Origin of the sequence: Streptosporangium sp. CA-115845 (assembly GCF_050943795.1) — a bacterium.
In the GTDB taxonomy this organism is placed as follows: domain Bacteria; phylum Actinomycetota; class Actinomycetes; order Streptosporangiales; family Streptosporangiaceae; genus Streptosporangium.
The window spans coordinates 3,870,262-3,893,130 of the sequence record NZ_CP191988.1 but is presented as its reverse complement, the minus strand read 5'-3'; the positions used below and the strand labels follow the sequence as shown (position 1 = coordinate 3,893,130).

The following is a 22,869-nucleotide window of genomic DNA, read 5'->3' as shown; positions in this document are numbered from 1 at the left end:
CCCAAAAAGTTCCACGACATATTCCTCGCAAGCCCACCAGGTCGCCCTGAAACCAGCAAGCCCCCCAGAGGGGCTCCACAGCCGGCAACGGGGCGGTCCGGGGTGTCCTTCGACACCCCGGGACCGCCCCGACGCTTGCGGCGCTCGCACGGGAGCGGGAAGAGAGCCCGGGCAACCCTTCGGACCGGTTCCGTCCCGTCGGCGGCGAGCGCGGATTGCCGTTGTCTACTGGGTGCCCGGACCCCTCCTGGGTCCAACCCCCCGCCCGGAAGGAGTGCCCCGCCTCGACGGACTGCCGGCCCTGCGTCTGGCTGAACGGACGGGGTCACCCCCGTCACGGGCGCAGGAAACGGCGATGTCGAAAGGCGGCCGACCGGCCAGTCCCGTGCTGGACTGGGCAGCAAACTACCGAGCCCAGCGCAGATGTCAACCGTGTCACTAACAGCGGAAACATCAAGTTTTCGCAGCTGGGACATGATCGACGAGAGCCGTCAATGGTCTCATGTGATCCGATGTCTCTCAAGTCGAGCAAGGGCATCGGGAAGCGGACCGTCGTGCACGACGCCAAGCCGCTGGGTCGCGCGGGTCAACGCCACGTAAAGGTCACTGGCCCCGCGCGGGGACTCGCCCAGGATCGACTCCGGTTCGACCACGATGACCGCGTCGAACTCCAGCCCCTTGGCCTCGGCGACGGTCAGCACCGCCACCTGGGCGTCCAGGGCGGCGGCCCCCGGACCGGCGACCGCGCCGTCGACGGAGCGGACCACCACCTCTCCGAGTTCCCGCGCGCGCGACTCGGGGACGATCACGACAAGTCGCCCACCCTCCACGATCTCGGCCTTGACGACGTCGCCGAGTGAGGCCGTCGGTGAGGCCGCCCACGGGCGCGCCCCGGTCTCCCTGACCGAGGCCGGGGCCTTCAGCGCCGGATCGACCAGGGTGAGCACGTCGGCGGCCACCGCCATCAGCTCCGCCGGGGTGCGGTAGTTGACGCTGAGGGTCTCCTCGCGCCAGCGCCCGGCCACGTAGGGGTCGAGGACCCGGCCCCAGGAGTGTGCCCCGGCCGAGGATCCGGTCTGGGCCAGGTCTCCGACGATCGTCATCGACCGTGTCGGGCAGCGTCGCATCAGCATCCGCCAGTCCATCGGCGACAGCTCCTGCGCCTCGTCCACGATGACGTGGCCGAAGGCCCAGCTGCGGTCGGCCGCGGCGCGCTCGGCGGTGGTCAGGAAGACGTCGTCGCCGAGATGGCGGGCGGCGAACTTCTCGGCGTCCATGATGTCGGAGAGCCCGGTCAGCTCCAGGACCTCCTTGGCGTAGGCGAGCTGGTGCTGCCGCTCGTCGAGCGCGGCGGCACGCTGCGCCGCCTGCTCCTCCTCGGCCATCCACGCCCCGGCCCGCAGCACCGCGGGGTCGATGTCGCCGAGCAGTTCGGCGGCCTCGTCCAGGAGCGGCACGTCGGACTCGGCCCACCAGCTCTCCCCCTTGCGGGGCGGCTCGCGCAGCAGCAGCTCCCGCTCGGCCTCGCCGAACTCGGCGGCGGCGTAGTCGAGGCGTTCCCGGGAGGTGAACAACCCGATCAGGAGCTGCTGTGGTGTGACGTAGGGCCACAGCCGGTTCAGGGCCGCCTTGACGGGCCGCTCGGTACGGAGCTCCTCACGGATGTCGGCCAGCTCGTCGTCGTCGATCATCCCCTTGCCCAGTTGCCTGGCCGCCTGACGGGCGAGCGCGTTGAGCAGGTGGCGGACGAGGATCGCGCGGGCCTCGTTGTGCGCCCGCCTGGAGCGGGCCGCCCTGTTGCGTGCCGCCTCCAGGACGTTGCCCTCCAGCCGCAGGGTGTAGCGGTCGAGGCGGATCTCGATCGGCTTGCGCGGCACCCGCTGCCGCTCGCGCACGGCCCGCGCGATGACCTGGGCCATCCGGGAGTCGCCCTTGAGCCCGGCCACCTCCGAAGGCTCCTTGTACCCGGGAACGACCCCCGGGTACAGCTCGGAGACCGTCGACAACAGCACGTCGGTCTCCCCCAGGGAGGGCAGTACCTGCTCGATGTAGCGCAGGAATGTCAGGTTCGGCCCGAGGATGAGCACCCCCCTGCGGGCCAGCTTCTCCCTGTGGGTGTAGAGCAGGTAGGCCGCGCGGTGCAGCGCGACCACGGTCTTGCCGGTCCCGGGACCGCCCTGCACGACCAGTACCCCGCCCAGGTCCGAGCGGATGATGCGGTCCTGCTCCGACTGGATGGTGGCCACGATGTCGCGCATCCGCCCGGTGCGCCGCGCGGCCAGGGAGGCGAGCAGGGCGGCCTCCCCGTTGAGGGTGGCCACGTCCTCGTCCGTGAGGTTGTCGAGATCTAGGAGATCATCGTCGATCCCGATCACCCTGCGGCCCTTGGTCTGCAGGTGGCGACGGCGGGTGACGCCCATCGAGGACGCGGGGGTGGCGCCGTAGAAGGGCTGGGCGACCGGGGCACGCCAGTCGATCAGCAGTCGGCGCTGGTCGTCGTCGGCCATGCCGATACGGCCGATGTAGAGGGAGGTGTCGTCGGCGTTGTCGAGCCGGCCGAAGCACAGGCCGTTCTCGACAGCCCACAGACGGCCCAGGCGCTCGGCGTACATCCCGGCGAAGCTGTCGCGCTCAGAGCGGTTCTGGTGCGTGCCCCCGCTCCCTCCCTGCGCGAGGACGCCGTCCAGCTGCCGCTGGGTGCGCTCGCGCAGCAGATCGAGCCTCGCGTAGAGACCGGAGACGTACTCCTGCTCCTTGGTCAGCTCGATTTGACGGGTTGCCGTCGCTCCATTATCGTTGCTATTAATGGGATACTCCGGACCATTGCGCTAGTTGTTATGACAAACCATCACCCTAGCAGGTCCGTTGAGAAGTTTACCCGCCCCCTGCGCCATCACAGCTTGATTGCGGCGCCCCCTGTCTGCTTGACGAGGATCCACCGGGTTCCTTACATTCACTAGAAGTTAGGAAAGTTTCCTAACTTCGCTTCATCAGTGAATGCGAGGACGCACACGGAGGGCCAGTGAAGCAGCCGACGCCGGGCACCCCCAGCCTGCTGCGCGCGATCAACGACCGCGCCGCCCTGCAGGCGCTGCTGGAGCGCGGTCCGCTGACCCGCCCGGAGATCGGCGCCCTCACCGGCCTGTCCAAGCCCACCGCCTCACAGCTCCTCATCCGCCTGCAGGAGGCGGGCCTGGTCGTGCTCGACGGCATCCGCGAGGGACTGCCCGGCCGCACCGCCGAGGTCTACCGGCTCAACCCGGCCGCCGCGTACGTCGCCGCGCTGGACGTCACGCGCGCGGGCATCGACGTCAGGGTCGCCGACATCACCGGCACCGTGGTCGGCGAGCACCACCTGCCCACTCCAGGCCGCTCCGGCGGCGACGCGGTGGAGCGGGTCGCCGCCGCACTGAAGGGTGCGGGCCCCCCGGCGACGCCGCGGTGCGCGGTCATCGGCGTACAGGGCACGATCGACCCGGGCACCGGCAGGCTGGCCTATGCCACCAACAGGGACATGCCCGGCTGGCACATCCCCGATCTGGTCCGCACCCTCGGCGAAGGGCTGGACATACCGGTCTCGATAGAGAACAACGTCAACCTCGTCGCCCAGGCCGAGCAGGCGCACGGCGCGGGCCGGGGCCACCGGGACTTCGTGCTGCTCTGGGCCGACGAGGGCCTGGGCGCGGCGCTGGTCCTCGGCGGCCGGTTGCACCGGGGCGCCACCGGCGGCGCCGGCGAGATCGGCTACATGCCCACCCCCGGCGCACCGACCGCCAGGGAGACCGGCCGCTATGCCAACCACGGCTATCAGGCGCTGACCGGCGGCCCCGCGGTGCTCAAGATCCTCCGGTCGTACGGCGTGCGCGGCGGCACCCCCGCGCAGGCGGTGCTGAACGCGGTGCGGGCCGCCGCGTCCACCGGCAGGCGTGCCGACGACGCCCGTGCCGGGCTGCGCGACATCGCCTCCCGGCTGGCCGTCGGGCTGGCCTCGATCACCTCGGTCGTCGACCCCGAGATCATCGTGCTGACCGGCGGGACCCTGCTCGCGGGCGGCGACACCCTGCGCGAACTCGTCGAGCACGAGTTCCACGCGCTGACCATCCCCCGGCCGCCGCTGCTGCTGTCGACCGTCGAGGGCAATCCCGTCCTCGCCGGCGCGCTCGACCTGGCCCTCGCCACCGTGCGCGACGAGGTCTTCGGCTCCACAGTCCCTTCCTGACCCCCCTCGCACACCCCCCACCCCAGGAGGCAGCCGTCGTGCACCGACGCTTTCTCACCCTTGCCCTTGTCACCCTGACGGCCACCGCCCTGACCGCCTGCACCGCAGGCACGGAGAGCGCGCCCGCGCTGGGCTCGCAGCCAAAACCCTCCACCTCCGCCTCCGCCTCCCTACCGGCCTCGGCCATCGAGCTGTGGCACGGATTCTCCGCGCCCGGCGAGGTCAAGGCGTTCGAAGACGCCATAGCAGGATTCCGCACAAAATTTCCCCAGATAACCGTCAAATTGGTCAAGGGTGTCCAGGACGAGCAGATCACCCAGGCGGTGCGCGGCGGGAAGGCCCCTGACGTCGCCTCCTCCTTCACCACGGACAACGTGGCCCAGTGGTGCCGCAGCGGAACGTTCCAGGACCTCACCCCGGTGATCAAGCAGGACGGCATCGACCTGTCCGTGCTGCCCGAGGTCTCGCGCTCCTACACCGAGTACGAGGGCAAGCGCTGCGTGATGCCCCTGCTCGCCGACGCGTACGGGCTCTACTACAACAGGGCCCTGATGAAGGGCTCCGAGCCGCCCAAGACGCTCTCGGAGCTGACCGAGCTGACCAAGAAGCTCACCGTCCGCGACGCGGACGGAAACATCAAGGTCGCCGGGTTCGTCCCGAGCTTCCAGTACTACGAGAACTCCGCCTCGCACCTCGCCCCGCTGGTCGGCGCCACCTGGTACAAGCCGGACGGCACCTCGGCGGTCGGCTCCGACCCGGCGTGGAAGGAACTGCTGCGCTGGCAGAAGGAACTCGTCGACTGGTACGGCTACGACAAGCTGGAGAAGTTCCGCAAGAGCCTGGGCCAGGAATGGTCGGCCGACCACCCGTTCTACAAGGGCAAGATCGCCATGGTCCTGGACGGCGAGTGGCGCAACGCCATGATCGCCAATGAGGCCAAGGGCCTCGACTACGGAACCGCGCCGCTCCCGGTCTCCGACACCAAGCCCGACCTGTACGGCAGCGGCTTCACCGCGGGCACCGTGATCGGGGTGCCCAAGGGCGCCAAGAACCCGCAGGCCGCCTGGGAACTGGTCAAGTACCTGACCACCGACACCTCGGCGCTGGTCACGCTCTCCAACGCGCTGCGCAACGTGCCGACCACCAAGGCCTCGCTGGAGTCACCGGACCTGGACAAGGACCCGAACTTCCAGACCTTCCTCGACATCTTCGCCCACCCGAAGACGAGCACGGTCCCGGCGAACGTCAACAGCACCTTCAACCAGGACGCGGTGCAGGAGTTCCTCGTCAAGTGGGAGAACGGCTCGGCCACCGACCTCGACGCCGGGCTGGCCGCGGTCGACAAGCGCCTCGACGACAAGCTGAAGCTCTCCGGGGGCTGATCCTCGATGAGCATCGTCCACGCCGCGCCGCCCAGACGGCGGCGCGGCGAGGGCTTCAAGGCCCTCCTTTGGATGTCGCCCTGGCTGGTGGGGTTCGCGGTCTTCTTCGCCTACCCCCTCGCCGCGACGGTCTACTTCTCCTTCCACCGCTACGACCTGTTCACGCTGGAGTTCGTCGGCCTGGACAACTACCGCTACTTCTTCGTGGACGACCGGGCCTGGGTCTCCATCAAGAACACGCTGTGGCTGGTGGTCCTCATGGTCCCGGCTCAGGTGATCTTCGGGCTGGGCGTGGCGTGGCTGCTCACCCGGCTCAAGGCGGGCGTCGGTTTCTTCCGCACGGTGTTCTACCTGCCGTCGCTGATCCCGGTGGTGGCCGGGACGGTCTCCTTCGTGTTCCTGCTGAACCCCTCGGGACCGCTCAACCAGTTCATCGAGCTCTTCGGGATCGGCGCACCCGACTGGTTCGGCGACAAGGACTGGTCCAAGCCCGGCCTGACCATGCTGGCCATGTGGGGCATCGGCAACACCATGATGATCTTCCTGGCGGCCCTGCTGGACGTGCCCAAGCACCTGTACGAGGCCGCGGCCATCGACGGGGCGGGCGCGTGGCGGCAGTTCAGGAGTATCACGCTGCCGACGATCTCGCCGGTGCTGATGTTCTCGACGGTCACCGGCGTCATCTACGCCCTGCAGTACTTCACCCAGGCGATGATCGCCTCCCGAGTCGCCTCGGGGATGACCGACTCCCCTGGCACCGCCTTCGTCCCCGGCTACCCCGAACTGTCGACGCTGACGCTGGCCCAGTGGCTGTTCCACGTGGGCTTCCGTGACTTCAGCATGGGCTACGCCTGTGTGCTGGCCCTGCTGCTGTTCGTGGTCTCCATGCTCTTCACCCTCATCCTGCTCCGCCGGTTCCGCGCGTTCGACGAAGGAGGAGACCGGTGACCACCCTGGCCACGAGGCCCGCCGAGGCCGCCTCCCCCGCGCCCCGCCTCGCGCCGCGCCGCCCGCGCGTCCGGGTGATCCTGTACTGGATCGCCACCCACGCCTTCGCCGTGGCGCTGTCGCTGATGTTCATCGGCCCGCTGGTGTTCGTGGCGCTGACGGCCGTCATGAGCACCGACCAGACGCTCACCGGCGACCTGTGGCCGGACACCTGGAACTGGGGCAACTTCGCCGAGGTGTTCGCCAGGTCGCGGCTGCTGGCCTGGCTGGGCAACACGTTCCTGTACGCCGGGCTCGGCACCGCGTTCATGCTGCTGTCGTCGATCCCGGTGGCATACGCGATGTCCCGCTTCCGCTTCCGGGGGCGCAAGCTGGCCTTCCTGGCGGTCATCACGATGATGATGCTGCCGCCCCAGGTCATCGCGGTCCCCGTCTATCTCATCTGGGCGCGCCTGGACCTCACCGGCACGCTGTGGCCGCTGATCCTGCCGATGCTGTTCGGGGACGCCTTCTCGATCTTCCTGCTCCGGCAGTTCCTGGTCACGATCCCCAGGGAGTACACCGAGGCCGCCCGGGTGGACGGCTGCTCGGACTTCCGGACCCTGATCAAGGTGATCCTGCCGATGGCACGTCCGGCGATAGCGGCGGTGGGTCTGTTCCAGTTCTTCTACTGCTGGAACGATTACTACGGGCCATTGCTCTACTCCCAGATAAACGAGGAAAACTGGACGCTCTCCCTCGGGCTGGCGTCCTTCCGGGCACTGCACAGCGTGCAGTGGAACCTCACCATGGCGGCGACCCTGCTCGTCATGGCCCCGGTGATCATCGTGTTCTTCTTCGCCCAGAAGGTCTTCATCGAGGGCGTCACACTGACAGGAGTAAAAGGGTGAAACTCGCCGTTGTCGGGGGCGGCTCGACGTACACGCCGGAGCTGATCGACGGGTTCGCGCGGCTACGCGACGAGCTGCCGCTGACCGAGATCGCGCTGGTCGACCCGGACCCCCACCGGCTGGAGCTGGTCTCCGGCATGGCGCGCCGGATGCTGGCGCGAGCCGGGCACCCGGCCACGGTCGTCGCGACCACCTCGGTCGAGGAGGGCGTCGCCGGGGCGCACGCGGTCCTGCTGCAGCTGCGCGTCGGCGGCCAGGCGGCACGCGACATGGACGAGACGCTGCCGCTGGAGTGCGGCTGCGTCGGCCAGGAGACGACCGGGGCGGGCGGGCTGGCCAAGGCGCTGCGCACGGTGCCGGTGGTGCTGGACATCGCGGAGAAGGTCGCGAAGCACGCGCCCGACGCCTGGATCGTCGACTTCACCAACCCCGTCGGCATCGTCACCAGGGCGCTGCTGGAGGCCGGGCACCGGGCCATCGGCCTGTGCAACGTGGCCATCGACTTCCAGCGCCGCTTCGCCGCGAACCTGGGCGTCGCCCCCGAACGGATCTCCCTGGGCCACGTCGGCCTGAACCACCTCACCTGGGAGCGGGCCGTCCACCTGGACGGAGTCGACGTGCTGCCGCGGCTGCTGGAGAGCCACGGTGAGGAGATCGCCGAGGACATCGGCCTGAGTGCCGCGCTGATCCGGCACCTGGGCGTGGTCCCCTCCTACTACCTGCGCTACTTCTACGAGCACGACCTGGTGGTGGCCGAGCAGCGGACCAAGCCGTCGCGCGCGGCCGAGGTCGCGGCGATGGAGACGGCGCTGCTGGAGATGTACAGCGACCCGGCCGTGGACACCAAGCCGGAACTCCTGGAGAAGCGCGGCGGGGCCTTCTACTCGGAGGCCGCGGTGGCGTTGATCGCCTCGCTGGTCGGCGACCGCGGCGACACCCAGGTGGTCAACCTGCGCAACGACGGCACGCTGCCGTTCCTGCCCGACGAGGCGGTCATCGAGGTCCCGGCCACGATCACCTCGGCGGGCGCGACCGCGCTGCCGGTGGACCCGGTGGAGCCGCTCTTCGCCGGGCTCATCGCCCACGTCACGGCGTACGAGACGCTGGCGCTCGCGGCCGCGCTGCACGGCGGCGAGGACCGCGTCGCCGACGCGCTGCTGGCCCACCCGCTGATCGGGCAGACCACACTCTCGAAAGACCTGGCCCGGCGCCTGATCGAGGCCAACCGCCCTCACCTGTCCTGGGCGAACGCGTGAGGACGGTCCTGGCCGTCGACGGCGGTAACAGCAAGACCGACGTCGCGCTGGTCGGCGAGGACGGCTCGGTCATCGCCACCGGGCGCGGCGGCGCCTTCCAGCCGCAGAGCGTGGGGGTGGGGGCCGCGATCGACGTGATCGGCGACGCCGTGCGCTCCGCGCTCGGCGAGGGGGCGAGGACACCGTACGCCGACCACGTGGCCGCCTACGTGGCGGGCGCGGACCTGCCGGTGGAGGAGGACGCGCTCCGCGCGGAGATCCTCCTGCGGGGGTACGGCACGGAGGTGACCGTCGGCAACGACACCTTCGCGCTGCTGCGCGCCGGGGCCTCGGGCCCCGTGGGCGTGGCCGTGGTGTGCGGCGCGGGCATCAACGCGGTGGCGGTCTCCCCCTCGGGGGAGGTGGCGAGATACCCGGCCCTGGGGCGGCTCACCGGCGACTGGGGCGGTGGTCTCGGCCTCGGCGAGGAGGCGCTCTGGCACGCCGTACGCGCCGAGGACGGCCGGGGTCCCGCCAGCGCGCTGACCTCCGCGATCCGCGAGCACTTCGGCACCCGCACCGTCGAGGAGGTGTCCCTGGCCATCCACTTCGGCGAGCTGCCCTACGGCAGGCTGAACGAGCTGGTACCGGTGCTGATGACCGTCGCCGCCCGGGGTGACGGGGTGGCCCGCTCGCTGGTGGCGCGGATGGCCGAGGAGGTCGTCGTGCTCGCGGTGGTCGCGCTGCGCCGCCTGGACCTGCTCGCCGTGCCGATGGAGGTGGTCCTGGGCGGCGGCGTGCTCACCGCCCGCGACCCGCTGATGAGCGAGCTGCTCGAGCGGGGCTTCGCCGAGCGGGCCCCGCATGCCAAGCCGATCGTCGCCGACGTCGCCCCCATCATGGGGGCCGCCCTCCTGGGGCTGGACGCCCTCGGCGCCACCGAGGAGGCCAGGGCCCGCCTGCGGGCCCACTTCCACGCGCTGACCTGAGACGCGCCCGGCTCACCCGCCCTCTCCCGGAGATCGGTCCTCTCCCCGGCGCCGCATCCAGGTGCGGAGCTCGGTGAGAGGGCCGGGTACCGGCTGCGGAAGCGGCGCTCCCGGCGCACGGTGCGGTCACGGGCGTCTCCACCCCGGGCCGTCCGGGAGAAGGTGGTCGGGGAGCCCGTCGTCCCCGCGTGCGGTGCGGTCGCCTCTCCCCTGACCAGCCGTTACAGGTACTGACCGGCTTCGGCTCCGTCCGTCTTCGACACCCGCACCGACACCACGTTGGCCAGGTTGACGACCATGCCGATCATCTCGGTCTCGAAGCCGTATCTCACCTGGGTCAGCACCAGGCTGCGCCGCTCGTCCAGAGCGCGGGAGATCGCCTCCACCGCCTCGGACTCCCCGTCGAAATCCCCGCTCGTCACGGAGACGTCCTCACCTCCCACCGGGTGGAATCGGATGATCAGTACATCGTTGTCAGGCACAGCCGGCTCCTTTCGCCAGTGTCCACAGGAAGTACCTGCCCAGCGTCGAACGCCGTAGACAACCGTCGCCACCCGGGCTTCACGCGGAGGACCCGACGCCCCGTCCCCATGCGGTAAAACGGAGATATCCGCGAGGTGAATCACCCCACCGGAATTTCGCCGGTCATGTCATCCCATTCGTGTCATAAATATTTGGTATGCCGTGGCGAAAGCCTTATTCGGGCGGCCCTCACCTGCGTGTTCATTACCACGATAGCCATATGGCAAAGTTATAGAAACATGGAGGGTATTGCGGCCTCACGTCCAATGTCAGCCTTGTGCACGTCCAGGCTGCCAGGTCCCGCCGGTTCCCCGCGGCGGTGTCGCACGGTGCCGGTTTCGACCGGCCGCCCCGGCGCCGCACGCGTTCGACAGGTCACGTCCAGGCACGTCCCCCGGAGGCCAAGGAGGCCATTGTGGACGCCGAGAACACCCACAACCAGAATACCGGCAACGAGAGCGGGGGCATCAGCCGCAAGACCCTGCTGAAGGCCGCTCTCATCGCCCCGATTCCGCTGCTGGTCAGCCAGGCTCCCGTGCTGGCCCGCGACGCGCAGCGGACGGGCGGGCTGCTCGACCCCACCCCCTTCTGCGACGACGGCGACGCCCCGACGATCGCCCAGACCGAGGGTCCCTATTTCAAGCCCAACTCGCCACGGCGCACCTCACTGGTCGGGCCCGGCACACCGGGCGTCCCGCTGACCGTCAGCGGTTACGTGTTCGGCCGCTCGTGCCAGCCGATCGCCAACGCGCTTCTGGACTTCTGGCAGGCGGACACCAACGGCGCCTACGACAACAGTGGATTCAGCTTCCGCGGGCACCAGTTCAGCGACGCCCAGGGCGCGTTCAAGCTGACCACGATCGTTCCGGGCCTGTATCCCGGACGCACCCGGCACATCCACGTCAAGGTCCAGGCCCCGAACCGGCCGGTGCTCACCACCCAGCTCTACTTCCCGAACGAACCGCGCAACAACACCGACACGATCTTCGACCCGTCACTGGTCATGACCGTGCGCACGGTCGGCTCCGGCAGGGAGGCGACGTTCGACTTCGTGCTCAACATCGTCGGCACCCCGTCGCCCAGCCCGACGCCGACCACGAGCCCCCCGCCGGGCGGGACGTGGAAGGCCGGAACGAACTACAAGGTCGGCGACCAGGTCACCTACGGCGGCGTGACCTACCGCTGCCTCCAGGGGCACACGGCCTACGCCGGATGGGAGCCGCCGAACGTACCGGCCCTGTGGCAGCGTGTCTGACGCACCGACCGGCCGACGTGACCGGCGACCACCACCTGCGCTGCCCTCTCCCCTCGTGGACGTCGGGTCGCCGTAGCCCGGGGGCCCGGTCCGGCCTCTCCCCGGACCGGGCACCCCGCCCGAGGTCTCCCGGTCAAAGTCCGACGCGCTTCTCCCCGCGTTCGATCGACTCCGCGACCCGCGCGTAGACGGCCAGCAGAAGGTCCCAGAAGCGGCCGACGTCAAGCGAGGTGCCGACCAGGGCGTTGGGGGCGCGGCCCCGGAGGTTGAAGTCGGTCACGGTCATCCCCGAGGTGAAGCGGCCCGCCGTCTCGACGTCGACGACCGCGGGTTCCAGGGTGATCAGCGACGGGTCGATCAGGTGGGCGACCGCGCAGGCGTCGTGAATCGCGGGCCCGTCGTCGGCGGTGATCATGCCGTAGAACCGCACGCACGGGATGAGCAGGTCGGTGCCGAGCCTGCCCATGGCCGCCATTCGGGCCGCCACCGCCTCCGTGGTCATGGCGGCGCGGCTCACGTCCAGGCCGATCATGGTCACCGTCCAGCCCGCGCCGAAGACGATCGCGGCGGCCTCCGGGTCGGCGGCGATGTTGAACTCGGCCGCCGGGGAGAAGTTGCCCCGGGTGTACGACCCGCCGAGGATGGTGAGCCCCCGCGCCCACTCGACGATCCTCGGTTCCCTGAGCACCGCGAGCGCCACGTTGGTCAGCGGGCCGATGGCGACCAGGGTCACCTCGCCCGGGTCGGCCCTGAGCGTCTCGACGATGAAGTCGACGGCGTGCCCGGCGGCCGGCGGGAGCGTCGCCGGAGGCAGCAGCGCGTCCCCGAGACCGGAGCCGCCGTGCACGTCGGCCGCGTCCACCCGGGCGCGCAGCAGGGCGCCCGCGCTGCCCGCGGTGACCGGTACGTCGCCGAACCCCAGGAACTCGCGGAGCCGCAGCGCGTTGTCCGTGGTCCTGGCCAGGTCGACGTTGCCGCCGACCGTGGTGATCCCCAGGACCTTCAGGTCGGGGCTCCCGTGAGCGAGGACGAGCGCCAAGGCGTCGTCGATCCCCGGGTCACAGTCAATAATGATCTTCCTGGCAGACACCCGTTCAGCTTGGATTAACTACCCTCTGCCCGGCAAATCGGTACTTAGTAACCTGTGCCCACGGAGCTCAGGCGCGCTCGTCGGGCTTACCGGCCTCCGTACCGGCCGGCTCCGGGGGACGGTGCTCGTACGGCGTGCTGAGCACGACCGTGGTGCGGGTGGAGACGTTGGCGGCGGTGCGGATCTGGTTCAGCAGTTCCTCGAGCGCGATCGGCGAGGCGACCCGGACCTTGAGGATGTAGCTCTCGTCCCCGGCCACGCTGTGGCACGCCTCGACGGCGCTCAGGTGGGCCAGCCGTTCCGGGGCGTCGTCGGCGGCGGCCGGATCGATCGGTTTGATGGACACGAACGCGGTGAGCGACAGCCCGATGGCGTCGTAGTCGACCAGCGCCGCGTAACCCCGCAGCACCCCGCGTTTCTCAAGCCTGCGCACCCGCTGGTGCACCGCCGACACCGACAACCCGGTCTCCCTGGCGAGATCGGTGAAGCTCATCCGGCCATCCCTGGCCAGCAACGTGACGATACAGCGGTCGATCTCCTCCATCCCGTAAACGGTAACGGCACCGGAGAGCACACGCACCGCCCGGATGTCACGGCACGGTCCCAACCCACGGGCAACCTCGCGACCCGGTTCCCGCGGCGGCCGGATCAGAACGTACAGTCGCGAAATGAGCAACCTGGAAACGGATCCGCGAGAGTCGGCGTGCGGTGGCCTCGCGGACGTGATGGCGGAGCCGGTGACCGAAGTGCTGGCCGGCAGGGACGTGGTACTGGGCGGCCCGCGGGCGATGAAGGTCACCAGAACCCTGCCGAACCGGGACATCAGAATGGTCGGCGCCTGGTGCTTCGTCGACCACTACGGCCCTGAGAAGACAACGATGAGCGTCCCCCCGCACCCGCACACCGGGCTGCAGACCGTCAGCTGGCTCGTGGAGGGCGAGATCCTGCACCGCGACAGCGTCGGTAGCGAGCAACCGATCAGACCGGGCCAGCTCAACCTGATGACCGCGGGACGTGCCATCTCCCACTCCGAGGAGTCGGCCGCCGAGGCCGCCCTGCACGGGGTCCAGCTGTGGGTGGCGCTCCCCTCCGCCGCCCGCGAGACGGCTCCGGCCTTCGAGCACCACCCGGTGCTGCCCGAGCTGACCCTGCCGGGCGCCAGGGTGACCGTCATCATGGGCGAGCTGGGCGGCGTCACGTCACCGGCGACGGTCCACACCCCGCTGGTCGGGGCCGAGGTGAGGCTGGAGGCCGACGCGGCGATCTCCGTCCCGCTCCGTCCCGGCTTCGAGTACGCCGCGCTGGCCCTGTCCGGCACCGTGCGGGTCGACGGGACGGACCTGTCCCCCGGGCCACTGCTCTACCTGGGCAGCGGGCGTCCGGCGCTGGCCATAGGGGCCGAGGACGCCGGTCGGCTGCTGCTCATCGGCGGCGAGCCGTTCGAGGAGCGGATCGTCATGTGGTGGAACTTCGTCGGCCGCAGCCACGAGGAGATCACCAGGTTCCGGCAGGAGTGGATGGAGGGCGAGGAGTTCGGCACGGTGCCCGGCGGCGCCGCCCCGCTGCCCGCTCCCGAGCTTCCGCTGACCGTCCTGAAGGCTCGCGGACGCCGCCGCTAGCGACCGGCCCCAGCCCCGCCCCTCGCCAGGCCCTGTGCCGCGCCCCTGGCCCGCGGCTCTTGCCGTGGCGGGGACCACCGGTCAGGCCACGCCGCTCAACACGGAGGAGGGAGCCGCGGCGACCGACGACAAGGCGACGAGGCGACGAGGCCCCGCGCCTCGCCGAAGCCCCGCGCGTGGCTCCGGCCCGGATCGGAGGATGCAAAGCTGATACGACCCGCGCCACGAGAGCGACGCGGGTCCATGACCGGTTCTGCCTGGGAGGTAAGTCGTGTCTGACGAGTTCGACGTGGTGGTTGTGGGCGCGGGCCCGGCGGGCGAGAACGTCGCCGACCGCGCGGTCAGGGGAGGGCTGACCGCCGCGATCGTCGAGAGGCACCTGGCCGGCGGCGAGTGCGCGTACTGGGCGTGCATCCCCAGCAAGGCACTGCTGCGCCCGGTGGAGCTGGCCGCCGAGGTCGCCCGGGTACCGGGCCTGACGCTGGGCCCGATCGACACCGCCGCCGTGCTCGCCCGGCGCGACGAGGCGGTGTCCCACCTGGACGACAGCGGCCAGGTCGAGTGGATCAGGAGCGTGCCCGCGGAGTTCGTCCGCGGCCACGGGCGGCTGGACGGCCCGAGACGGGTCGCGGTGACCGCGCAGGACGGCTCGGTCCGCACGCTGACCGCCAGGCACGCGGTCGTGCTGGCCACCGGCAGCGGTGCGGTCGTCCCGCCGATTCCCGGCCTGGCCGAGGCCAGGCCGTGGACCAGCCATGAGGTGACGGCGGCCAGGAGCGTTCCCAAGCGGCTGGCCGTGCTGGGCGGCGGCGTGGTGGCCTGCGAGATGGCCCAGGCCATGCACGGACTCGGTGCGGCGGAGACGACGGTGCTGGCACGCGGCGGACTGCTCGGCAGGATGGAGCCGTTCGCCGGGGAAATGGTGGCCGCCTCGTTCACCGAGGCGGGCATCACGGTGCGCGAGGGCGTCCAGGTGACGAAGGTCGAGCGGCCCAGGCCGGGAGGCCCGGTCACACTCCACCTGTCCGAGGGACCGCCCGTCGAGGCGGACGAGCTGCTGGTGGCCACCGGCAGGCGTCCCGCCACCGGCGACCTGGGCCTGGAGAGTGTCGGCCTGGAGGCCGGGCGCTCGGTGGAGGTCGACGACAGCATGCGCGCGACCGGCGTCCCCGGCGGCTGGCTGTACGCGGTGGGCGACGTCAACGGCCGCGCCCTGCTCACCCATATGGGCAAGTACCAGGCACGGCTGTGCGGCGACGTCATCGCGGCGCGGGTCAAGGGCGAGCCCGACGACCTGCCGGGAATGCGCGACGTGGCGGACGGCTACGGCGCACCGCAGGTCATCTTCACCGACCCGCAGGTGTGCGCGGTCGGCCGGACCGAGGCACAGGCCCGCGCCGAGGGGTTCGACGTCCGCGTGGTCGAGTACGACCTGGGCAGGGTGTCGGGAGCCTACCTGCAGGGCGACGGCTACCGCGGCCTGGCCAAGGCGGTGGTGGACGAGCGGCGCCGCGTCCTGCTGGGGGTGACCTTCGTCGGCCCGGCCGTGGGCGATCTGCTGCACGCCGCGACGATCGCCGTCACCGCCGAGGTGACCCTCGACCGGCTCTGGCACGCCGTGCCGTCCTTCCCCACGGTCAGCGAGATCTGGCTGCGGCTGCTGGAGACGTACGGGCTCTAGCGGGGTTGTGCCGGAGGCTGCGGCCCGGGTGGGGTGTCCCCGGTGATCTCGTCGACCCGCAGAACACCCCGGGGAGGGGCGTCCACCTCGTGGCAGACCCACACGCGGTGCGCCCCGTCCCAGTAGACGACGCGCCACCCCGGCTCCGCCGGGGGAAGCCATTGAAACTCCTTTGGCCTTCTCTGTCCGGTTGGCTGAGGTGTGGGAGGAGACGGTCCGCAGTGTCGGGGTTCGGTCCCGTGCCGATGGCGGCCTTCCTGATATCGAGGAGCTGTCGGTCATCCCCGAGGACAAGTTAACCGTCATCAATCGATGGCGGTGAGTGAAGGGTGGGGCGGTGCGGATTCATCAGGCCTACCGCTATACCCTCGCCCCCGCTTCCGCGCAGGCGGCCCGCGGCAACGCGGCGGCTCGCTGGTTCTCACCGACGAACACTGAGAGTCGGCGAACGGATCAGGGACGATGTCGCCGCGCAGGCGGCCGACCACGTCTACGCCCGGCTGGATCCCGGCGTCCCGCCCGGCGCCGGCGTCGCCGACGCCGTGCACGGCGCGAGCCTGGCCCTTCGCGAGCGATACCGCGGCCGGATCTGTGGGCCGCCGTCATCCACGCCGACCCCCAGAACTCCGGCGACGCCTCGGGATGACGACCGGGATCCCCGCTGCCCGGCCTGGGCTCACAGCCCGGCCGGTCGGGACGTCACGCCCGGTCGCTCCTGGCGAGGGCGCGGGAGATGACGAGGCGCTGGACCTGGTTGGTGCCCTCGACGATCTGCAGGACCTTGGCCTCCCGCATGTAACGCTCGACCGGGAAGTCCTCCACGTAGCCGTAGCCGCCGAGGACCTGGACCGCGTCGGTGGTGACCTTCATGCACATGTCGGTGGCGAAGAGCTTCGCCATCGCCGCCCGCGTGCCGTAGGGCCGGCCCGCGTCGCGCAGCCGGGCGACGTCCAGGTAGAGGGCGCGGGCGGCGGCGATCTGGGTGGCCATGTCGGCGAGCATGAAGCCGACGCCCTGGAAGTCGACGATCCGCGAGCCGAACTGGCGGCGCTCGGCGGCGTACGCGGTGGCGGCCTCGAAGGCGGCCTGCGCCACGCCGACGGCGCAGGCGGCGATACCGAGCCTGCCACCGTCCAGCGCGGCCATGGCGATCCTGAAGCCCTCCCCCTCGGCGCCCAGCAGCGCCTCCGGCCCCAGTCGCACCTCGTCGAAGCGGACCTGGGCGGTCGGTGACGACCTCATGCCCATCTTCCGCTCGGGCGCGCCGAACGACAGCCCCTCCGTCCCCGCGGGCACGTGGAAGCAGGAGATGCCGCGCGCGCCGTCGGCCGAGGTGCGGGCCATCAGCGTGTAGAAGTCGGCGGCGCCGCCGTGGGTGATCCAGGCCTTGACCCCGTCGACGGTGTAACCGTCCTCGCCGGGAACCGCCCGGGTCGCCAGCGCGGCGGCGTCGGACCCCGACTGCGGCTCCGACAGGCAGTAGGCGCCCAGCCACTCACCGCCCAGCATCCGGGGAAGCAGCGCGGCGCGCTGCTCGGCGGTGCCGTAGGCGGCCACCGGGAAACACGACAGGGTGTGAACCGACAGGCCGAGCCCCACCGCCAGCCAGCCGGCCGCGAGTTCCTCGATCACCTGCAGGTAGACCTCGTACGGCTGTGCCGCCCCGCCGTGCTCGGTGGGGTAGGGCAGGCCGAGCAGTCCCGCGCGGCCCAGCGTGGTGAACACCTCCCGGGGGAAGCGCTCGGCGGACTCGTCGGCCGCGGCCCGGGGGGCGACCTCCTTGCCGATCAGGTCGCGGACCAGGTCCAGCAGGTCATGGGCGTCACCGGTCGGCAGAACGCGTTCAACGGTCATCTGAATCCTTCCAACGTGGAGACCCCGCCCCTGGGCTCGGGGGGAGGGGATCGCATCCGCGTGCTCCAGGTCCTGGCGCGGACGACGAAGGTGGGTGGCCGGGGTCGCCGGCCACCCCGATTCTGGCACCCGCCGGACGACCACGGCTCCACCCCGGGGCGCGATCGCCACGGCGCGACCGGACAGGGGCCTGCCGGGGCACCCGTCAGACGACCACGAGCTCGCGAGTGCGGTGGTTGACCCGCTCGCCGCCCTCCTCCGTGCAGATGAGAATGTCCTCGATGCGGGCGCCGTGTGCCCCGGGCAGGTAGATGCCCGGCTCGACGGAGAAGGCGAAACCGGGCGCCAGCGGCTCGGCGTTGCCCGCGACGATGTAGGGCTCCTCGTGGGTCTCCAGGCCGATGCCGTGGCCGGTGCGGTGGATGAAGTAGTCGCCGTACCCCTCGGCCGCGATCACGTCTCGCGCGGCGGCGTCGATCGCCTCGCACGGCACCCCGGGACGCACGGCGTCACAGGCCGCCTGCTGGGCCTGCCGGAGCACCTCGTAGTACTTCAGGAAGCCCGCCGGAGGCTCGCCGACGGCATAGACGCGGGTGGAGTCCGAGCAGTAGCCACTGGGCATCTGACCCCCGATGTCGACCACGATCGGCTCGCGCTCCCTGACGATCCGGTCCGACAGCTCGTGGTGCGGGCTGGCGCCGTTGGGACCGGAGCCGACGATGACGAAGTCGACGGTGGAGTGCCCGGCCGCGATGATCGCCTCGGCGATGTCCCTGCCGATCTCCCGCTCGGTTCTGCCGGCCCGCAGGAAGCCGGGCACCTGGGCGTGGACGGCGTCGATCGCGGCGCCCGCCTCGCGCAGCGCCGCCACCTCGGCCGGGCTCTTGCGCATCCGCAGCCCGCGCAGGACCGTCCCGGCGAGCACCTGCTCGGCTCCGGGGATCGCATCGCGCAGGCGCAGCGACTGCATCGCCCACATCCGGTCGGCGAGGCCCACCTTTCCAACCGCGCCCAAACGCCCGCCGACGACCGCGTACGGGTCGTCGGTCTCGTCCCAGGGGACGAACTCCACGCCGAGCCTGGACGCCGGAGAGCGCTCGGCGGCGGGCAACTCCAGGCGGGGCACAATCAGGAACGCCTCACCTACGACCGGGAGCACCAGGCAGGTGAGCCGCTCCAGCGGCAGCGCCTCATAACCAGTCACGTAACGCAGGTCTGGGCCTGGCGTGAGCAGCAACGCGTCGAGCCCGGCGGTGGCGGCGGCCTCGCGGGCGGCCTCCAGGCGGGTCACGGGATAGAGATCAGAGGACTCCGTCGTCACACCGACCAATCTAATCCCGGGCGGAGCGGTGATGCATCCGGGAGCGGCCCCGGGACCGAAACTCAGGAAAAGGAGAGTACGACGGCAACCCCGCCACTACAATCCGTTGAAGTACGATCACATTTTGTTGGCAAAATGTCCGCAAAGCCATACATTCCGAGAGCGAGCTACATGGTCGGCGTAGTGGGCGGCCACCAGCCCCCCCTCCACCCACGAAACGACCAGGTGACCGGTCCGGCTCCGTCGATCGCCGCTGAGATGGCGCAGCGGTTGCGAGACGAACCGGACGAGCACATGGCCGTGGAGCGGCAACTCCTCAACACCCGCCTGGCGCACGCGGAACGCCTGGGCGATATGGGATGGACCGAGTGGAATCTTCAGACCGGAGAGTCCACCTGGTCCGATCAGGTGTACACCATATTCGGCCGAGATCCCGGCGACGGCCCGATTCACCTGCGCGATCTGGCCGGCCATGTCGAGGCGGCCGATCGTCCCGACCTCGACCTGCGTCTGTGGTCCGTCATGCACCGGGCCGAGCCCGGCGAGGTCGAGTTCCGCATCCGCCGCCACGGCGAGCTCCGCCACCTTCGCGCCGTGCTCGACCCCGTCGTCACCGACGGTCACGCCGCCGTGCACGGTGTCGTCCAGGACATCACCTGCCGACGTCGCGCCGAGCGCATCATGGCCGAGTCGCGGAGCAAGCTGCTGCGGGTCCGCGAGCAGGCCGAGAAGGAACACCACATGAGCCTCGCGCTACGCGAGGCGATAATGCCCGGCCTGGGAGAGACCATCGACCTGCCGCACGCGCGCATCGCGGTCCGCTATGTGGCGGCGGACGCCAAACCCAGCCTCGGCGGCGACTGGTACGACGCCGTTCCCCTGCCCGACGACAGGGTGCTGCTGGCCATCGGCGACGTGGCCGGGCACGGGATGCCCGCGATCTCCCAGATGGCCCAGCTGCGGCACGCCCTGGTCGGCCTCGCGATGACCGGCCACTCCCCCGACCGGCTGCTGGCCTGGCTCAACGACTTCGTGCTGCACCGGATGCCGGAGACGACGGCGACCACGATCGTCGGTCACCTCGACCCGGCCACCAGGATGTTCACCTGGGGACAGGCCGGGCACCCGGCACCGATCCTGGTCCGCGAGGGGACCGCCACCCAGCTCGACCCGCCCACCGGGGTGCTGCTGGGCGCCACCCCCGACGAGCCGTACGAGCTGGCCGGGGTCGAGCTGCGGGAGGGCGACCTGCTGCTGCTTTTCACCGACGGGCTGGTGGAGCGGCGCACCCGGGACATCGACGAGGGCCTGGCACTGACCATGGAGGCCGCGGCCCTGCTGAGGGGGGATCCGAACGACGGGCTCGATCAGCTCATCGAGGTGATCGGCGGCCCCAATCCCGAGGACGACACCTGCGTTCTGGCCATCGGGGTGCTCGGCTGATTGGTTAAATGGTCGCCATGCCCGGCCTGATGCTTCTTGACACCCCGTCGCTGTACTACCGCGCCTTCTACGGGATTCCCGAGTCGATGACCTCACCCGAGGGCATGCCCGTCAACGCGGTGCGCGGCGTCATCGACATGATCGCCATGCTGGTCCGCCGACACTCCCCCCACGAGCTCGTGGCCTGCATGGACGCCGACTGGCGCCCCGCCTTCCGGGTGGCGGCCATCCCCACGTACAAGACCCACAGGGTCGCCGAGGACGGTGCCGAGGAGACTCCGGACACGCTCGCCCCGCAGGTGCCGGTGATCGAGCAGGTGCTCGACGCGGTGGGCATCGCCCGCATCGGCGTGCCCGGCTACGAGGCCGACGACGTGATGGGCACGCTCACCGCACGGGCGAGCTGCCAGGTCGACGTCGTCACCGGCGATCGCGACCTGTTCCAGCTGGTCGACGACTCCCGGCCGGTCCGTGTTCTCTACACCGCCAGAGGGGTCAAGAACCTCCAGCTGGTCGACGAGGCCACCATCGCCGAGAAGTACGGCATCCCCGGTCGCTCCTACGCCGACTTCGCCACCCTGCGCGGCGACCCCAGTGACGGCCTGCCGGGCGTGCCGGGAGTGGGCGACAAGACCGCGGCGGCTCTGATCACCCGGTTCGGCTCCCTGGAGGCGCTGCTGCGCGCCGTCGACGGGGACGGCGACCTGACCTCGGGACAGCGTGCCAGGCTGTCGGCCGCCCGCGACTACCTGCGGGTGGCCCCCGAGGTGGTCTGGGTCGCCCGCGACGTGCCCCTGCCCGAGACCGACCTCACGCTCCCGACCAGGCCCCGCGACCCGGACGCCCTGGCGGCGCTGAGCGAGCGCTACGGCCTGGGCGGGCCGCTGGAACGTCTGACCACCGCGCTCTGACCCACCCCGCGAATGTCCGATCTGACCATTTCGCCCTAGTCGGTGGGGCGGGACCGCCGCAAGCCGGTAGGTTGCTCCCTGTGCCTCACAAGAGCATCCGGGTACCCGGAGAGTCCCATCCCCGGCTCGACGACGGTTTCGAACGGATCCGCCGTGAGATGAAGCTGCCCGAGGGGTTTCCCCGGGCGGCGGTCGACGAGGCCGAGTGGGTCGCCGAGGTGCCCGCCCTGCCCCGGCTCGACCGGACCGACCTGCCACTGATCACCATCGACCCTCCGGGGGCGATGGACCTCGACCAGGCCGTGCACCTGGAGGAGCAGCCCGGCGGCTACCGCGTCTGGTACGCCATCGCCGATGTCGGAGCGTTCGTCAGGCCCGGCGGGGCGATCGACACCGAGGCCCGCACCCGGGGCGAGACGGTCTACATGCCCGACGGGCGCGTGCCGCTGCATCCACCCCTGCTGTCGGAGGCCGCCGCCAGCCTGCTGCCGGGCGTGACGCGGCCCGCCGCGCTGTGGTGCGTCGACCTCGACGCGGAGGGCCGGATCGTGGGCGCGGACGTGACCAGGGCGCTGGTGCGCAGCCGCGAGCGGCTCGACTACGACTACGCGCAGGCCGCGATCGACACCGGCACCGCCGACGGCACGCTGCGACTGCTGGCCGAGATCGGCCGGCTCAGGCTCGCCCTGGAGCGGGCCAGAGGCGGCGTCACGCTGCCCACCCCCGACCAGGAGGTCGTTCCGGACGGGGACGGCTACCGGCTGGAGTTGCGCGCCCCGCTGGAGGCCGAGGCGTGGAACGCGCAGATCTCGCTGCTGACGGGCATGGCCGCCGCCTCGATGATGCTGGACGCGGAGATCGGCCTGCTGCGGGTGCTGCCGCCCGCCCCCGCCGAGAGGGTCGCCCAGGTCCGCAGGGTGGCCGCGGCACTCGGCGTGCCCTGGCCGGAGGGCGCCGGGTACGGCGACGTCGTGCACGCCCTCGACCCGAAGATCCCCGAGCAGGCCGCGTTCCTGCAGGAGTCGACGATGCTGCTGCGCGGTGCCGGCTACGTGGCCTTCAACGGCGAGCCCCCCTCGCAGGCGGAGCACGCCGCTGTGGGCGCGCCGTACGCGCATGTGACCGCGCCGCTGCGCCGGCTCATCGACCGCTACGCCACGGAGATCTGCCTGGCCATCGCGGCGGGCGAGCCGGTGCCGCGAGACGTCCAGGAGGCCATGGGCGAGCTGCCGGAGATCATGCACGCCACCGGCCGGCGCGTGAACGGCGTCGAGCGGGCGTGCGTGGACCTGGTGGAGGCCTTCGTGCTCCGTGAGCGGGTGGGCCAGACGTTCGAGGCGGTGGTGATCGACGTGGCCGAGGACCGGCCGTGGGGCCAGGTGCAGCTCACCGATCCGGCGGTGGTGGCCCGCTGTGACGGCGAGGGGCTCGGGCTGGGCAGGAGCGTGCGCGTGCGGCTGACGCGCGCCGACCCGACCACCCGCGAGGTCCGCTTCAGCCTGGCCTGACC

At 71.0% G+C, this 22,869-nt stretch carries 18 protein-coding genes; 12 read left to right on the top strand and 6 right to left on the bottom strand.

The window, feature by feature from the left end:
* Window positions 1-500 precede the first annotated feature (500 nt).
* Window positions 501-2,612 (bottom strand): HelD family protein, encoded by a 2,112-nt coding sequence (locus tag ACQP0P_RS19815; RefSeq protein ID WP_433378916.1) that lies wholly within the window; start codon window positions 2,610-2,612, stop codon window positions 501-503.
* A 410-nt stretch (window positions 2,613-3,022) separates the two neighbouring features.
* Between ACQP0P_RS19815 and ACQP0P_RS19810 the strand changes: the two genes are divergently transcribed.
* The 6 genes from ACQP0P_RS19810 to ACQP0P_RS19785 are packed head-to-tail and all read left to right on the top strand — an operon-like array spanning window position 3,023 to window position 9,663.
* Window positions 3,023-4,219 (top strand): ROK family protein, encoded by a 1,197-nt coding sequence (locus tag ACQP0P_RS19810; protein ID WP_433378913.1) that lies wholly within the window; start codon window positions 3,023-3,025, stop codon window positions 4,217-4,219.
* Window positions 4,220-4,257: 38 nt separating this feature from the next.
* Window positions 4,258-5,601 (top strand): ABC transporter substrate-binding protein, encoded by a 1,344-nt coding sequence (locus ACQP0P_RS19805; protein WP_433378910.1) that lies wholly within the window; start codon window positions 4,258-4,260, stop codon window positions 5,599-5,601.
* A gap of 6 nt (window positions 5,602-5,607) precedes the next feature.
* Entirely contained in the window at window positions 5,608-6,549 is a 942-nt protein-coding gene (locus ACQP0P_RS19800) for a carbohydrate ABC transporter permease (RefSeq protein WP_433378907.1), read from the top strand.
* Window positions 6,546-7,439, top strand: a complete 894-nt coding sequence (locus tag ACQP0P_RS19795) for a carbohydrate ABC transporter permease (protein WP_433378904.1) — start codon at window positions 6,546-6,548, stop codon at window positions 7,437-7,439. Before ACQP0P_RS19800 ends, ACQP0P_RS19795 begins: the two co-directional genes overlap by 4 nt.
* Window positions 7,436-8,695, top strand: a complete 1,260-nt coding sequence (locus ACQP0P_RS19790) for a 6-phospho-beta-glucosidase (protein WP_433378901.1) — start codon at window positions 7,436-7,438, stop codon at window positions 8,693-8,695. Before ACQP0P_RS19795 ends, ACQP0P_RS19790 begins: the two co-directional genes overlap by 4 nt.
* Window positions 8,692-9,663: an N-acetylglucosamine kinase gene (locus tag ACQP0P_RS19785; protein ID WP_433378898.1), complete on the top strand. Its 972-nt coding sequence runs from the start codon at window positions 8,692-8,694 to the stop codon at window positions 9,661-9,663. Before ACQP0P_RS19790 ends, ACQP0P_RS19785 begins: the two co-directional genes overlap by 4 nt.
* Before the next feature lie 221 nt (window positions 9,664-9,884).
* Here the strand turns inward: ACQP0P_RS19785 and ACQP0P_RS19780 are convergent, their stop codons facing one another.
* On the bottom strand, window positions 9,885-10,145 hold the full coding sequence (locus tag ACQP0P_RS19780) for a hypothetical protein (protein ID WP_350919333.1): 261 nt from the start codon (window positions 10,143-10,145) through the stop codon (window positions 9,885-9,887).
* A 455-nt stretch (window positions 10,146-10,600) separates the two neighbouring features.
* Here ACQP0P_RS19780 and ACQP0P_RS19775 point away from each other — a divergent pair, with 455 nt between their 5' ends.
* On the top strand, window positions 10,601-11,440 hold the full coding sequence (locus tag ACQP0P_RS19775; protein ID WP_433378894.1) for a carbohydrate-binding protein: 840 nt from the start codon (window positions 10,601-10,603) through the stop codon (window positions 11,438-11,440).
* Between the two features lie 133 nt (window positions 11,441-11,573).
* Here the strand turns inward: ACQP0P_RS19775 and ACQP0P_RS19770 are convergent, their stop codons facing one another.
* Together ACQP0P_RS19770 and ACQP0P_RS19765 are read right to left on the bottom strand one after the other, a co-directional pair.
* Window positions 11,574-12,530, bottom strand: coding sequence for a nucleoside hydrolase (locus tag ACQP0P_RS19770; RefSeq protein ID WP_433378891.1), 957 nt, complete (start codon window positions 12,528-12,530; stop codon window positions 11,574-11,576).
* Window positions 12,531-12,597: 67 nt separating this feature from the next.
* Entirely contained in the window at window positions 12,598-13,074 is a 477-nt protein-coding gene (locus tag ACQP0P_RS19765) for an Lrp/AsnC family transcriptional regulator (protein ID WP_433378888.1), read from the bottom strand.
* A gap of 124 nt (window positions 13,075-13,198) precedes the next feature.
* On the opposite strand from ACQP0P_RS19765, the gene ACQP0P_RS19760 reads away from it, so the two are divergent.
* The gene (locus ACQP0P_RS19760; protein WP_433378885.1) at window positions 13,199-14,149 is read left to right on the top strand and encodes a pirin family protein; all 951 of its coding nucleotides are present in this window, start codon (window positions 13,199-13,201) and stop codon (window positions 14,147-14,149) included.
* A gap of 271 nt (window positions 14,150-14,420) precedes the next feature.
* Window positions 14,421-15,830 carry a dihydrolipoyl dehydrogenase family protein gene (locus ACQP0P_RS19755; RefSeq protein WP_433378882.1) on the top strand — a complete coding sequence of 470 codons (1,410 nt, stop codon included), beginning with the start codon at window positions 14,421-14,423 and terminating at the stop codon, window positions 15,828-15,830.
* Between the two features lie 699 nt (window positions 15,831-16,529).
* Here the strand turns inward: ACQP0P_RS19755 and ACQP0P_RS19750 are convergent.
* Both ACQP0P_RS19750 and ACQP0P_RS19745 read right to left on the bottom strand, forming a co-directional pair.
* The gene (locus ACQP0P_RS19750; protein ID WP_433378879.1) at window positions 16,530-17,684 is read right to left on the bottom strand and encodes an acyl-CoA dehydrogenase family protein; all 1,155 of its coding nucleotides are present in this window, start codon (window positions 17,682-17,684) and stop codon (window positions 16,530-16,532) included.
* Between the two features lie 205 nt (window positions 17,685-17,889).
* Window positions 17,890-19,005 (bottom strand): M24 family metallopeptidase, encoded by a 1,116-nt coding sequence (locus ACQP0P_RS19745; protein ID WP_433378876.1) that lies wholly within the window; start codon window positions 19,003-19,005, stop codon window positions 17,890-17,892.
* A gap of 225 nt (window positions 19,006-19,230) precedes the next feature.
* On the opposite strand from ACQP0P_RS19745, the gene ACQP0P_RS19740 reads away from it, so the two are divergent.
* From ACQP0P_RS19740 to ACQP0P_RS19730, 3 genes are all read left to right on the top strand, one after another.
* Window positions 19,231-20,448 carry a PP2C family protein-serine/threonine phosphatase gene (locus ACQP0P_RS19740; protein WP_433378873.1) on the top strand — a complete coding sequence of 406 codons (1,218 nt, stop codon included), beginning with the start codon at window positions 19,231-19,233 and terminating at the stop codon, window positions 20,446-20,448.
* A gap of 17 nt (window positions 20,449-20,465) precedes the next feature.
* Window positions 20,466-21,359 carry a 5'-3' exonuclease gene (locus tag ACQP0P_RS19735; protein WP_433378870.1) on the top strand — a complete coding sequence of 298 codons (894 nt, stop codon included), beginning with the start codon at window positions 20,466-20,468 and terminating at the stop codon, window positions 21,357-21,359.
* A gap of 80 nt (window positions 21,360-21,439) precedes the next feature.
* Complete coding sequence (locus tag ACQP0P_RS19730; RefSeq protein ID WP_433378867.1) at window positions 21,440-22,867, top strand: RNB domain-containing ribonuclease; 1,428 nt, start codon at window positions 21,440-21,442, stop codon at window positions 22,865-22,867.
* Window positions 22,868-22,869: the final 2 nt, after the last annotated feature.

Excerpts from the sequence above, each read along its gene's own strand:
- ACQP0P_RS19750 (WP_433378879.1), bottom strand. The coding sequence starts at position 17,684 with ATGACCGTTGAACGCGTTCTGCCGACCGGTGACGCCCATGACCTGCTG.
- ACQP0P_RS19815 (WP_433378916.1), bottom strand. The coding sequence starts at position 2,612 with ATGTACGCCGAGCGCCTGGGCCGTCTGTGGGCTGTCGAGAACGGCCTG.
- ACQP0P_RS19735 (WP_433378870.1), top strand. The coding sequence starts at position 20,466 with ATGCCCGGCCTGATGCTTCTTGACACCCCGTCGCTGTACTACCGCGCC.
- ACQP0P_RS19800 (WP_433378907.1), top strand. The coding sequence starts at position 5,608 with ATGAGCATCGTCCACGCCGCGCCGCCCAGACGGCGGCGCGGCGAGGGC.
- ACQP0P_RS19765 (WP_433378888.1), bottom strand. The coding sequence starts at position 13,074 with ATGGAGGAGATCGACCGCTGTATCGTCACGTTGCTGGCCAGGGATGGC.
- ACQP0P_RS19760 (WP_433378885.1), top strand. The coding sequence starts at position 13,199 with ATGAGCAACCTGGAAACGGATCCGCGAGAGTCGGCGTGCGGTGGCCTC.